This window comes from Bradyrhizobium sp. 33ap4 (genome assembly GCF_032654765.1).
GTDB classification, from domain to species: Bacteria; Pseudomonadota; Alphaproteobacteria; order Rhizobiales; family Xanthobacteraceae; genus Bradyrhizobium; species Bradyrhizobium australafricanum.
Genome location: NZ_JAUMTJ010000001.1, coordinates 186,230 through 199,015, shown reverse-complemented (window position 1 = coordinate 199,015; position 12,786 = coordinate 186,230). Strand labels below are relative to the sequence as shown.

The window sequence follows — 12,786 nt, the reverse complement described above, 5'->3', positions numbered from 1 at the left end:
TTCAAACCCGAGCTAGTTCGCCGCCGCGTTGACCTCCGGCGTAGCGACGTTGTCCTGCTCGACCTCCTCGGGCAGGCCGGCGAAGCGCCGCAGCGCCTTCGCCATCTTCACGCGGCCGGCAACGCCGGTGATGATGACGTCGACCATCACGAACGACGAGTGGAAGTGGCCCTGCGCCTCGAGCTGCTCGACCTTGACGCCGGCCTTGGCGAGCGCGTCGCCATAGGCGATGCCCTCGTCGCGCAACGGATCGAACTCGCTGGTCGCGATGAACGTCGGCGGCAGGCCTTCGAGCTTGCCGCGCAGCGGCGCGACGCGCGGGTCGGTGCGGTCGGCCGGCGAGCAGTACAGGTCCCAGAACCAGTACATCAGCCCGCGGGTCAGGAAATAGCCGGTCGCGTTGTCGACATAGGACGGCCGGTCGAATGTGGAATCGGTGACCGGACAGATCAGGAGCTGGCCCGCGATCTCGGGCCCGCCGCGATCGCGCGCGAGCTGGCACGTGACGGCCGCGATGTTGCCGCCGGCGCTCCAGCCCGCGACCAGCAGCGGCCCTGCCCTGCCGCCGAGCTCGGCGCTATGGGCCGCGATCCAGCGCGTCGCCGCAAAACCGTCCTCGGCCGCGGCCGGGAAGCGATGCTCGGGCGCATGGCGATAGCCGACACTGACGATGATCATGCCGGTGCGCCGGCACAGGTCGCGGCAGAACGGATCGTCCGACATCTCGTCGCCGAGCACCCAGCCGCCGCCGTGGAAATACACCACGATCGGATGCGGCCCCGGCGTCGCCGGCCGGTACAGCTTGTACGGCAGCGGACCGTCCGCGCCCTGCAGCATGCCGCTGCCGACCTCGCCGACCGGGCGGCCAAAGGGACGCCCCTTGTTGAATTCGGTGAGGAAGTCGCGCGCGCCCTGCGCCCCCATCGTCTCGAGCGGCGGCAGGTTCATTTCGCCGAGCAGGTTCAGCACCAGCCGCACATCCGGCTGCAGGCGCACGATCTCGCCGTCATTGCATTGCTCGGCAACGCCGGGACCCGAGAGCTTGAAGCCGAGCATGCCGCGGCCGACCACCTCGTTGCAGATGCTGCGATACGGACCGACGCCGCCCGTATAAGGCATCACGCCTTGCGGCTTGCCGGGCACGTTGGCGCCCGTGTACCAGGTGTTGGCGAGCCGGTGCAGCGTCAGCGTCGCGCAATCGGCCATGTGCCGTTCCCAGCCGGCCTGCGCGGTCTCGGTCGCTTCCATCGTGGTGAAGCCGGCGTCGCGCAGCGCGGCGATCCGCTCCACCACCCAATCGACGTGCTGCTCGATCGAGACAGCCATGTTCGACAGCACCGACGGGCTGCCGGGACCGGTGATCATGAACAGATTGGGAAAGCCCGCGACGGTGACGCCGAGATAGGTCTGCGGTCCGTGCGCCCAGACATCCGACAGCGACTTGCCGCCGCGGCCGGAGATCGGATGCACCGCCATGATCGCCCCGGTCATCGCGTCGAAGCCGGTGGCGAACACGATGACGTCGACGTCGAACTTGCGTCCGTTGGTGAAGATGCCGCTGGTGGTGATCCCCTTGATCGGCTCCTGCCGCAGATTCACCAGCGTCACGTTGGGACGGTTGTAGGTCGCGTAGTAGTTGGTATCGAGGCAGGGACGCTTGGCGCCGAACGGATGATCATGCGGGGCCAGCGCCGCCGCCGTCTCCGGATCCTTGACCACAGCGCCGATCTTTTCGCGGATCAGGTCGGCGACCAGTCTGTTGCCGTCGACATCGACCGCCTGGTCGGCCCAGAGCTGGGTCAGGATATGGACGAGGTCGCCCGCCGCCCACGCCTTCTCGAACCGCTCGCGGCGCTCGGCGTCGCTCAATTGCCAGCTCACCACGGTCTGCTGCGGATAGGGCACGCCGGCCATCGACCAGCGCGCCTGGTCGCGATAGGCGGCGCGGTCGCTCTCGAAATAGGTCTTGCGATCCTCGGGCGCTGGGCCGTTGCCCGCGGGCAGCGCGAAGTTCGGGGTGCGCTGGAACACGGTGAGCTGCGCGGCCTGCTCGGCGATGATCGGTATGGACTGAATGCCCGACGATCCGGTGCCGATCACGGCAACGCGCTTGCCCTTGAGATCGACGCCCTGATGCGGCCAGCGGCCGGTGAAATAGATCTCGCCCTTGAAGTCCTTGACGCCGTCGATCTCCGGGGGCTTCGGCGACGACAGGCAGCCGGTCGCCATGATGTAGTAGCGGCACGAGACGTCGGCGCCGTTGTTGGTCGAGATCTGCCAGCGCGAGGCCGCATCATTCCAGGTCGCCTGCGTGACCTTGGTGCCGAACCTGATGTCGCGACGCAGATCGTAACGGTCGGCGACGAAGCCGAGATAGCGCAGGATTTCCGGCTGGGTCGCGTATTTCTCCGACCAGGTCCAGGCCTGATCGAGCTCGGGATCGAAAGTGTAGCTGTAGTCGATGGTCTGGATGTCGCAGCGCGCGCCGGGATAACGATTCCAGTACCAGGTGCCGCCGACATCGGCGCCCTCCTCGAGCGCGACCGCCGAGAAGCCCGCCTTGCGCAACCGATGCAACAGGTAAAGTCCGGCGAAGCCGGCGCCGACCACCGCAACGTCGACCTGCTGCGTGGTTCCGCTCTGCGTGGAGTCTGAAGCGCGTGCTGCAACTGCTGCGTCTGGCATGCCATTCCTCCGTATGTTTTGATTTGACGGAAGGCTATAGCCCTGCGCCTTCAGTTTGTCATCACGACAAACGCAATCAGAGGTCGCCGCAATTGTGACGCCCGCGGCCTGGAGCGCGCCGCGCAGCGCGTAGACGCAACTGGTGACGACGCAACGCGGTACGAACGGCGCCGCACACTTTGATGTCGTCCCGGCGAAAGCCGGGACCCATACTCCGCGGCGGATGTTGTGGACGGGACTCGTCGTTCCATCGACGCGCAACGATGACCATCGGTGGTTATGGGTCCCGGCTTTCGCCGGGACGACACCGAATATTTGGTGCCGCTTGTGAATCACAAGCTCGCTTGCTCCTCAGAGTCCGTCTATGAGTCAGGCCCTGGGGATGACGGGTTTAGCAGTTGCCTCAAATCGACCGCATCAATCCGCCGTCGACGCGGATGTTTTGGCCGGTGATGTAGCCCGCGCCGTCGGAGACGAGGAAGCTGATGGTTGCGGCGATCTCCTCCGTCTTGCCGTAGCGCTTCATCGGCACGCTGTCGCGGCGCTCGTCGGTTGCCGGGAGGCTGTCGATCCAGCCTGGCAGCACGTTGTTCATGCGCACATTGCTGGCGGCGTAGCTGTCGGTGAACAGTTTGGTGAACGCGGCGAGGCCGGCGCGGAACACCGCCGAGGTCGGAAACATCGCGCTCGGCTCGAACGCCCAGGCGGTGGAGATGTTGACGATCGCGCCCGACTTCTGCGCCTGCATGTGAGGCGCGACGAGACGCGTCGGGCGGATCACGTTCATCAGGTAGACGTCGAGACCGGTGTGCCACTGCTCGTCGGTCAGTTCGAGCACACCCGCGCGCGGGCCGTGGCCGGCGCTGTTGACCAGCGCATCGATGCGGCCCCAACGCTCCACCACGCCGTCGACGGCGCGTTTCAGATCATCGTTGGAACGGTTCGAGCCGGTGAAGCCGAGGCCGCCGAGCTCCTTTGCCAGCGCCTCGCCCTTGCCCGACGACGACAGGATCGCAACGCGGAAACCATCGGCCGCGAGGCGCCGCGCCGCCGCCGCTCCCATGCCGCTGCCGCCTGCGGTAACGAGCGCGACCTTCTCCAAAGCCATGACCTGATATCCCTTCTTATTGCTTCGTTCGAGGCGACCCTAGCACTGCCGATCGCAACGCGCGACATCGCGCCTGCTTTGCGTCACCGGACGAAATGCGGCATGGTGACCGACATCGTTCTCCGGTACGCAGTATTCACATGACATCCCTCCTTCGACACCTTGTCATCGCCGCCGTGATGCTGTTCGCCGGTCCCGCGCTCGCGCAGACCCGGTCCATCACCGTCGCCTCGACGACATCGACCGAACAGTCCGGCCTGTTCGGCTATCTGCTGCCGCGGTTCTCGGAGACCTCGGGCATTGCCGTGAAGGTGGTCGCGGTCGGCACCGGACAGGCGCTCGACATCGGACGGCGCGGCGATGCCGATGTCGTGTTCGTGCACGATCGCGTGGCCGAAGAGAAATTCCTGGCCGAGGGCTTTGCGACCAGGCGATATGACGTGATGTACAACGATTTCGTCATCGTCGGCCCGAAGGCCGATCCGGCGCATATCGCCGGCGACAAGGATGTCGCGGATGCCCTGCGCAAGATCGCTGCGACCAGTTCGGCCTTCATCTCGCGCGGCGACCACTCCGGCACGCACGAGGCCGAGCTGCGGCTCTGGAAGGCGGCCGGCGTCGATCTCGGCTCAGCGAAGGGCCAGTGGTATCGCGAGATCGGCCAGGGCATGGGTCCGGCGCTCAACATGGCATCCGCGTCGAATGCCTATGTGCTGTCCGACCGCGGCACCTGGCTGTCGTTCAAGAACCGCGGCGAGCTCGCCGTGCTGACCGAAGGCGACCGGCGGCTGTTCAACCAGTACGGCGTGATGCTGGTCAATCCGGCGAAACATCCGACGGTGAAGGCCGCGGACGGCGAGGCCTTCATCGACTGGCTGGTCTCGCAGGCCGGGCAGTCAGCCATCGCCGGCTACAAGGTCGGTGGCGAGCAGCTATTTTTCCCCAACGCCGCGCACTAGCAGAAACGCGATCGTGCTGACGCTGACGCTCAGCGCAAGCAGGATGACGCCGAGCCCGAGACCGAGCGCCAGCTCGCCCTTGCTGGTCTCGAGCGCAATCGCGGTCGTCATCGTTCGCGTATAGCCGCTGATATTGCCGCCCACGATGATGATGGCGCCGACCTCCGCGATGGCGCGGCCGAAGGCGGCGAGGAACGCGGTGAGCAGCGAGGCGCGGCCGAGCGAGAACACCAGCGCGAGGCTGCGCAGGCGGGACAGGCCGTCGGTGCGGATCAAATCGGCATATTCCGCCCACAGCAGCGCGACCGGACGATGCACCAGCGCAACCACGATCGGCGTCGCCAGGATGACCTGCGCCACCACCATCGCCGTCGGCGTGAACAGCAGCCCGGCGAAGCCCAGCGGTCCGGATCGCGACAACAGCAGATAAAGCCCGAGGCCGACCACGACCGGCGGCAGGCCGAGACAGGCATTGGCGAGCACGATCACCACCTGCCGTCCGCGAAACCTCGATATCGCAAGCCAGCCGCCGATCGGCGCGCCGATCAGAAGCGCGAGCAGGCTCGCCAGCAGGCTGACGCGCAACGACAATGCGACGATCCCAAGCAGGACCGGATCGCGACCGGCTATCAGCGATGCCGCCGCCGTGATCGACTGTGCGAAATCATTCATGCCGGCACGTTTTGCCCGCACAACGTGCGCATCGTCAAATCGCAGGAACGATCAGTCGCTCAGGCCGGCGCGCCGTTCTTGAGCAGCTTGGCCACGGCCGCGACCAGTTCGTCAGGCGAGAACGGCTTGTTCAGCAGCACGCTGTCCGGCACGCCCCGGGTCGGCCACTCGTCGCCGCCGCCGCCGGTGATGTAGAGCACCGGGAATGACGAGTCGATCTCGCGGGCGCCGCGCGCCACGCGCCAGCCGTCGAGCCGTCCGAGCAGGCGGATGTCGGTGACCAGTGCTGAGTATTTGGTGCGGAACGCCTTCAGCAGCGTCAACGCTTCCTCGCCCGAGCCCGCGATCGCCGGCTCATAGCCGCCGTCCCTCAGGGCGTCCTCTACCATCATCTGAAGATCACGATCGTCTTCGATGACGAGAATGATCGGCGCGTCTTGCAAAGCTATCCCCCAGAAATCAGCCGGGTGCGCCCGGCTCCGAAGCATATGCAGCATAAAAGTGGCTACCGTTTGCACGGTGTCACCCAGTAAAAATACGGGTATCAGACGCGTCCCTATTCGTCGGCGAATTCGTCTTCTTCGTTGACCCCCGCCTTACCCCGCAGGGCCGGCTTTCTGCCGCCGAGCGATCCTGTGACATAAGGTTCGCGCGTTGCATAGGGGTTACGGCCGCCGGCACGCGCCGCGAGCTCCTCGCCCGAGACGGCGGCGGGCTGGCAGATCAGACGCCGGCTGGCCCGGCGCATCAGATCCACATGGATGTGGTCGTAGTGATAGACGTTGGACCCCGGCGCCAGCACCGTGGTGAATAGCTGGCAGGCGGCGGCCTGGACATCGCGCAGAAAGCCCTGCTCCTCCGGCAGGCCTTTCCAGCCATCCTTCACGGTGATGCGGCGACCGTCAGCCAGCGTGAAGGCTGCGATGTCGAGCGCATTGCCGAAGGCGTGCTCGGAAATATGCGCGTGCGAATTGCCGTTCATGCCGCGGCAGGAATAGGCCGAGATCTGCTTGATCTCGACGACACGCGCGCCGAACCAGCGCTGCGCCGCCGGCTGTACGGAATCGGCGAGCCAGCGCTCGAGCACCGAGACGATCGGGCACGCCAGCGTTGCCGCCGGCTTCACTGCGACCGGGCCGACCGTCACCACCGGATTGCCGCTCGAGGGACCGAGCCGCGGCGGCGGTGGCGCGCCGGGCGGCTGCTGGGAATACGGTGCCGGTGAATAGGGCGCGGCCGCGCTGTCGCGCTGCGGATTGGATGGCAGGCCGGGATAATAAGGTCGCTCGCCCCTGGCGTCGGGCGAGCCTTCCGGCGGCAAATCGATCTCGTCCTGCTGCGGCGGAACACCGGGCGCCGACAGCGAGACCGGCCCATTCTGACGGCTGCCATAGCCCGGCTCGTTGCCATAGCTCGGCTGGCCGACGGCCTGATTGGAATACGGCGCCTGCGCGGGCGGCGGAGGCAGCTGGCGGTTGATCGGCCAGCGCGGCTGGTTGCCGACTGATGCCGGCGGGCGCAGGCTGTCGTCGGCAAATCCGTAAGCCGAACTGGCTTCACCGAGCGCGGCGACCTTGAGCGGGAACTCGGCGCCGCAGACGCCGGGACCGGAGATCGGATCGATGCGGACGAGGTCAGCGCTCTCCTTGACCGCGCCCGACTTCAGGCATGCGGCCTCGGCCTCGGCCCGCCACGGTTCGCGCTCGGCGGTCTGAAACAGACCGCGACCGCAACCAGCAAGCGACACAAGGACAAGGGAGCCGACGAGATACAAACGAACTCCACGCGTCATGGCGCGGAGGTTCTGCGAATTTGATTAAAGACTCTTCAACGCATTTCGATGCGTTGTTTTCAGCTGTCCTTAACCATGCAGCGGAACCCGGCAGGGCAACACGCGCCCTGCCGAGATGATGTCATCACCACGTGTAGCGAACGACACCCTTGCCGCCATAGGACGACGTGACGTCGGAGAACTCGCCCTCGAAGGTGAGCGCCGCCGACCAGCCGCTGGTCCAGTTCATCGCCGCGCTCGCGGTGGTGAGCACCGCATCGCTCGCAGGCGCCGCACCGTTGACCACGAAGGACGCGCCCGGCAGCGTCTGGAATGTCGCGGCAACGCTGCGATCGGCGTTGTAGTCGTGCGCCCAGGCGAGCCGGCCGCGCAGGCTGAGAATGCCATCCTGCAACGCGATCAAGCGATCGCTGCGGAGGCCGAGTTCGCTGCGCGTGGCGGTGACGGTCTTGGCGCCATAGGCCACCGCGAACGCGCTCGATCCCGACAGCACCTGCTCGGCATAGGACGGCAGATCGTAGGTCGTGAACTGTCCGGCGGCATAGGGCGTCAGCGCCAGCGACCACGGCGTGATGAAGCGATAGCCGCCTTCGATCCGGCCCGACAGCGCATTGGCGTTGAATTGCGCGCGCAGCCGGTCGATGCCGGCGATCGTCACCGTGCGATCAGTGGTGACGTCTTGCCAGCCATAGGCCAGCGCGCCCAGCAGATAGGCCGGCCCGAATCCATGACGGATGAAGGCGCCGGCCTGGAACAGGTCGGAGCGTCCGCCGCCGAGTGCGTTGGCCACGGTGAAATTGGTGCCGCCGCCGGCGAGCGCAAAGCCCGCGATCGTGTCGGGCGAGATCCGGTAGTCGGCGCCGACGGCGACACCGAAAATGCGGCTCGTCGTCGAATTCGATCCGGCGGCAGTGCCGCCATCGGTGCTCTGCCCGCCGCCGAAGCCCGCCGCCCAGACGCTCCAGCGCTGCTCGAACGTCTGTTGCAGCGGCGGTGCCTTGCGATAGATCGCGGCATAGGCGTCGCGCGCGCCATTCGCTCGCGACATGCCGGTCGACGCGTAGCTCATGGTGTCATCAGCGAATTGCGACGCGCCGCTATTTGCAGGCACGCCGCCGCGCCCTTCGGTGAAGGGATCCGTCATGACGCCGAGGAACATGTTCATGGCGTCGAAAGTGGTCTGCTGCGAGCCGGTGCCGAATTCGCCCGACGCCTGCATCAGCCCGGCCGGCGTCAGCGCGCCGAACGCGGCGGAAATGCTGCCCGTGCTGTTGAAGGCGTTGCTGATCGCATGGCCGACCGCGGCCTGATTGCCGCTGAGCCTGGCGGTTGCGGCAAAATTCAGCGCCAGATTGAGATAGACGCTGTTGGCGTCATAGCTCAGGCTGGAGATGAAGTTCGATGGCAAATTGCTGTTGACCGGCCCGGCAAAGCTGCCGCTGACACCGCCGGCCGCGTTGAGGATGGTGTACTGCTTCTGGAACGTGGTGCCGGTGAAGGACGCGTTGACCGTGGCGCCGCCGAGCGTTGCCGCACCTGTCACGTTGGTGCGATCGGACGCCGCGGCCGACACTTCGACCAGATAGGTCGATGCGGCGGTGAAGGTCAGGCTGCCCTGCACCGTGAGCGTGCCGATCGAATTGCCCGGCGACAGCGTGCCGCCATTGACCAGGACATTGCCGACGCTGCCATTGCCGCCGAGCGTGCCGCCGGCATTGACGGTCACGGCATTGCCAAGCGAGCCATTGACCAGCAGCTTCGCACCGGCGCCGATGGTGGCGCCGGCCTGGTAGCTCTGCGCGTCGGTCACGGTCCAGACGCCGCCCTGCACGTTGAGCACCTCGAAATTGATCACGTTCGAGAGCGTGCCCGAGCCTGGCCCGAACAGGTTGAGCGTGTCGGTGCCGACGCCGCCATCGATCCGGCCGGTGATGGTCGAGCCGCCATAGAGATTGAGCGTGTCGTCGCCGCCTTCCATGCTGATCGCGCGGCCGGTATTGCCAATGATGGTGCCGTAGTTCGACAGCACGTCGGCGCCCTCGCCGGTCTGGATCGCTGCGCCGTCCCCGCGGATGAAGCGGGTCGAGCCGGTACCGGTATAGGTCACGCCGTTCAGCGTACCGACCGAGCCGGTATCGGGCGTGCCGTTCTGCAGCAGCGTAACGCCATTGGGATCGGGAATCGTGCCGTTGCCGATGATGGTGCCGTAGTTGACGATCCTGTCGTTGTCGACGGCGGCATTGCCGGTCTTGTTCTCGGAGCGGATCGCATAGATGTTGTTGCCGACGATGGTGGCGCCGGCATAGTTGATCAAGTCGAGCGCCGCCGATCCGCTGCGCGAATGGTCCGGATTTGAATCGTTGTTGACGACGATGCCCGCCGCGGCACCGCTGATGGTGCCGTAGTTGCGGATGGTGCCGCCGCCGATCGCAAGGCCTTCGCTGTTGTTGAAGCGGCCGCCGTCATCGGCGCCGGTTGCGCCGGTGCCCTGGACGATGCCGTAATTGGTCAGCGTCAGGACATTGTCGATATCGATGCCGTCGCCATCGCTGCGCGTCGAGACGCCATCGATCGCCCCGGTGATGGTGCCGTAGTTGGTGACGATGGCGTTGCCGCCGCCGACGCCCGCACCGTTGCGGCCGATGATGGTTGCGCCGGCAAAATTGTTGACCGTGATGGTGCCGGCGTCGCCAGCGGTGCCGTTCTTGGCACCCGAGATCAGGCCGCCGGCATAGTTGTTGACGGTGCCGTTGTGGCCGCCCTGAAGATCGATCGCATCGGCGCTGGGCCGGCCGGTTGCGGGATCGATCGTGCCATTGGCGATGATCTGGCCGTAATTGTCGATCGTGAAGTTTTCGCCGGGACGGATCGCGTCCGCATTGGCCGCAGTGATCAGGCCGGTCGCGCGGTTTGTGATGTGAACGCTCGCGGCGGTCGAGATGAGATTGTCGAAGTCGATCGCCTGCCCGGTCGCCGATTTGATGGTGCCGGCATTGTCGACCGAGAACCTGGCCGCGGTCGTGCTGTTGCTGCCCGACGCGCCGTTGATCTGGATGGCATCGTCCGCCGACTGGATCGTCGCGCCCGCATTGTTGACGACCGACAGCGAGATCACGTTGTTGAGATTGGTGGTGGCGCGGATCGCGCGAGACCCTGCCGTATTGGTCGCGTCGATCATGCCGGAATTGGTGATCGTGGTGGTTCCGCCGCCGATCCGCATCACGTCGCTGCCTGATGACTTGATGATGCCGCCGCTCTGGTTGGTGATCGAGAACACGGTGGTGTTCGACGTCGCGTTGACGAAGTCGAAGACGCGGCCGTTGCCCGTCGACTGGATGGTGCCCGCGTTGTCGACGGTGACCGACCCGCTGCTCAGGCCGCCATTGATCCGGAATGCATCATTGGACGCGGTGAAGAGCGCGCCGGAATTGTTGATCAGCGTGAGATTGCCGCTGATGGCGCTGCTCGAGGTGTCGATGCCGCGCGAGGTCGCCGAGATGGTGCCGTTGTTGGTGATGACGACGCCGGGCGACGACAGGCCGGTAATCCAGGTGATCGCGGTGCCCGTCACCGACAGGCTGCTGCCGGCGGCGACCGAGCCGGTATCATTGTTGGAGACGGTCTGCGCCGTCGTGCTGTTGGGAGGAGTGCTGAAGCTTGCGGCCAGTGCCGGACAGGAGAACCCCAACGAAGTCGCAGAAATAGCCAGCGCAAGCCGGCTTGCGCGGCTCAGAAACTCAGATTTCACGTAACGCCCCCAAGTACTTATTACCGGGGTAGAGCCCCGGTCATTGCGGGCGGCAATCTGGGTATGGTTTGTGACAGGCGCACAACAAATGACGATGCTGCCTTGCGGCGCAACGACACAGGGGCGAGAGCAACCGACGGACATCCAAGCGGGTACTGCTATCGGCGCTGGAACCGGCGCCGCCGCCGAATATATTTGCGACGCGTCAACGCCTTGATTCGGCGGCTATTTGAGCCGCGCATCGCAATGCGGCATTGCCGCGAATAGCGAGCCTGACAACAAGACTGCCTTTTTCGGCCTGGAACCCCTTGCTAGCTTTGACGTTAATGCGGGCAGCGTGTGTGAACCGAGGGAGTTTCCCCAATGGATTTCGCGAGTCCTCTGCTGAGCAAGCTGAGCATTGTGGCCGCGTACATCGCGTTAGCCTTCGTCGGCGCCATTATTCTCGGCGTGTTCTAGGACATTCGACAGGCATGAGTTCAGCGCCCGGCGGCCGCCCCCGCCGGCGCTGTGCTGTTTTGCGTTCACTCCGCCACAACTACAGCTCGATGATCGCGATGAGGGGCTCGAATGCGATGCGCGTGCAGCGCTGCGCCGTGCAACGGCGGGGCGAGTCTTGCGGTCGCCCTTCAGGTAACCGCTTATATCTGCCCGGCGGTCGCTTCATGTGCGTCGCCGGACCCGCTATAAGAGCCGCATTGTCGAAAATGAATTGAACCTGCGGGCGACCGGCGACCAATGAAGCATTTCCTCACCGCGGCCAGGCTGTTGGCCCTCGATCTCGCCTCGACGCTTGTCTTTCTTGTTCTGTTCCTGCTGACGCACAACACCGCGCTCGCGGTCGGCCTCGGCATCGCATTCGGCGTCGTGCAGATCGGCGTCCAGATGGTGCGCGGCAAACGGATCGACACCATGGAATGGCTGAGCCTGTTCCTGGTCGTCGCCGCCGGCTCCGCCACGCTGCTGACCCACGACCCGCGCTTCGTGCTGTTCAAGCCGAGCGTGATCTACGCCATCGTCGGCGTCGTGATGCTGAAGCCCGGCTGGCTCAACCGCTACCTGCCCGAGATCGCACAGAAGGTCGTGCCCGATGTCGCCGTCAAGGTCGGCTATGCCTGGGCCGCCCTGATGTTCATCTCCGCCGCGGTGAACGCCATCGTCGCGCTGACCTGCGAGATCACGACATGGGCCGTCGTGATGCCGATCTTCGGCATCTTGAGCAAGATCGTGGTGTTCCTCGGCGGCTTTGCCGCGCTCCGCCTCACCGCGAGGCGCCGTATCCGCGCCATGCCGGAGACGCAGCGCGAGGCCGTGCTCGCGCTCGAAGGGGCACCGGCTGCGCCGTAGCCCCCGACCGGGGTGTGGTCGACGAAACAAACGGCCCGCGCGACGAAACCATTTTGCCGTGACAACGAAGAATTGCTGAAACCAAGCCTGCCTAGTGATCGGTTCGACAACGCGCTGCTTCGGCGCGATCACAAGGGGGACATGATGGCTTTCACCGCTTCCGCGCTTCGTCACGGCAAACTGCTGGCGGCAACCGCGTTCACGCTCGGTCTGCTGACCTCGGCGTCCTATGCCTACACCGACGAGCAGCAGCAGATGTGCACCAGCGACGCCATGCGGCTGTGCAGCTCGGAAATCCCCGACGTCGATCGCGTCACCGCCTGCATGATCCGTCAGCGCGCGCTGCTCAGCGACGGCTGCAAGGCGGTGTTCCACTACGTGCCGCCGGCGGCTGCGCAACCCGCGAATTATGCGCCCGCGGCCAAGCCGGCGAAACCGCTCAATATCACTCCTCACAAGCGCGGCTAAGCAAAAC

General features: G+C 65.6%; 9 protein-coding genes. 3 read left to right on the top strand and 6 right to left on the bottom strand.

Translation table 11 applies throughout. The features are described 5' to 3' along the window. Positions 1 to 12: 12 nt before the first annotated feature. Both Q2M23_RS00860 and Q2M23_RS00855 read right to left on the bottom strand, forming a co-directional pair. Positions 13 to 2,685, bottom strand: coding sequence for a flavin-containing monooxygenase (locus tag Q2M23_RS00860; protein ID WP_316393702.1), 2,673 nt, complete (start codon positions 2,683 to 2,685; stop codon positions 13 to 15). 403 nt (positions 2,686 to 3,088) lie between these two features. After that, on the bottom strand, positions 3,089 to 3,793 hold the full coding sequence (locus Q2M23_RS00855) for an SDR family oxidoreductase (RefSeq protein WP_316393700.1): 705 nt from the start codon (positions 3,791 to 3,793) through the stop codon (positions 3,089 to 3,091). A gap of 140 nt (positions 3,794 to 3,933) precedes the next feature. Here Q2M23_RS00855 and Q2M23_RS00850 point away from each other — a divergent pair, with 140 nt between their 5' ends. Continuing rightward, complete coding sequence (locus Q2M23_RS00850; protein ID WP_076824096.1) at positions 3,934 to 4,752, top strand: substrate-binding domain-containing protein; 819 nt, start codon at positions 3,934 to 3,936, stop codon at positions 4,750 to 4,752. On the opposite strand, the gene Q2M23_RS00845 is transcribed toward Q2M23_RS00850, so the two are convergent. From Q2M23_RS00845 to Q2M23_RS00830, 4 genes are all read right to left on the bottom strand, one after another. Then, the gene (locus Q2M23_RS00845; protein WP_016845814.1) at positions 4,726 to 5,424 is read right to left on the bottom strand and encodes an ABC transporter permease; all 699 of its coding nucleotides are present in this window, start codon (positions 5,422 to 5,424) and stop codon (positions 4,726 to 4,728) included. The genes Q2M23_RS00850 and Q2M23_RS00845 overlap by 27 nt on opposite strands. A gap of 59 nt (positions 5,425 to 5,483) precedes the next feature. Beyond that, on the bottom strand, positions 5,484 to 5,867 hold the full coding sequence (locus Q2M23_RS00840; protein WP_316393696.1) for a response regulator transcription factor: 384 nt from the start codon (positions 5,865 to 5,867) through the stop codon (positions 5,484 to 5,486). A 113-nt stretch (positions 5,868 to 5,980) separates the two neighbouring features. After that, entirely contained in the window at positions 5,981 to 7,216 is a 1,236-nt protein-coding gene (locus tag Q2M23_RS00835; RefSeq protein WP_316393694.1) for an extensin family protein, read from the bottom strand. 124 nt (positions 7,217 to 7,340) lie between these two features. Further along, positions 7,341 to 10,964 carry an autotransporter domain-containing protein gene (locus Q2M23_RS00830; RefSeq protein WP_316393693.1) on the bottom strand — a complete coding sequence of 1,208 codons (3,624 nt, stop codon included), beginning with the start codon at positions 10,962 to 10,964 and terminating at the stop codon, positions 7,341 to 7,343. Positions 10,965 to 11,702: 738 nt separating this feature from the next. Between Q2M23_RS00830 and Q2M23_RS00825 the strand changes: the two genes are divergently transcribed. Together Q2M23_RS00825 and Q2M23_RS00820 are read left to right on the top strand one after the other, a co-directional pair. Continuing rightward, on the top strand, positions 11,703 to 12,311 hold the full coding sequence (locus tag Q2M23_RS00825; protein ID WP_316393692.1) for an inner membrane-spanning protein YciB: 609 nt from the start codon (positions 11,703 to 11,705) through the stop codon (positions 12,309 to 12,311). Between the two features lie 144 nt (positions 12,312 to 12,455). Next, entirely contained in the window at positions 12,456 to 12,779 is a 324-nt protein-coding gene (locus Q2M23_RS00820; protein WP_057015101.1) for a hypothetical protein, read from the top strand. The last annotated feature ends 7 nt before the right edge of the window (positions 12,780 to 12,786 follow it).

Coding starts and splice junctions, on each gene's coding strand:
- Q2M23_RS00855 (WP_316393700.1), bottom strand. CDS start 3,793: ATGGCTTTGGAGAAGGTCGCGCTCGTTACCGCAGGCGGCAGCGGCATG.
- Q2M23_RS00820 (WP_057015101.1), top strand. CDS start 12,456: ATGGCTTTCACCGCTTCCGCGCTTCGTCACGGCAAACTGCTGGCGGCA.
- Q2M23_RS00835 (WP_316393694.1), bottom strand. CDS start 7,216: ATGACGCGTGGAGTTCGTTTGTATCTCGTCGGCTCCCTTGTCCTTGTG.
- Q2M23_RS00860 (WP_316393702.1), bottom strand. CDS start 2,685: ATGCCAGACGCAGCAGTTGCAGCACGCGCTTCAGACTCCACGCAGAGC.
- Q2M23_RS00825 (WP_316393692.1), top strand. CDS start 11,703: ATGAAGCATTTCCTCACCGCGGCCAGGCTGTTGGCCCTCGATCTCGCC.
- Q2M23_RS00850 (WP_076824096.1), top strand. CDS start 3,934: ATGACATCCCTCCTTCGACACCTTGTCATCGCCGCCGTGATGCTGTTC.
- Q2M23_RS00845 (WP_016845814.1), bottom strand. CDS start 5,424: ATGAATGATTTCGCACAGTCGATCACGGCGGCGGCATCGCTGATAGCC.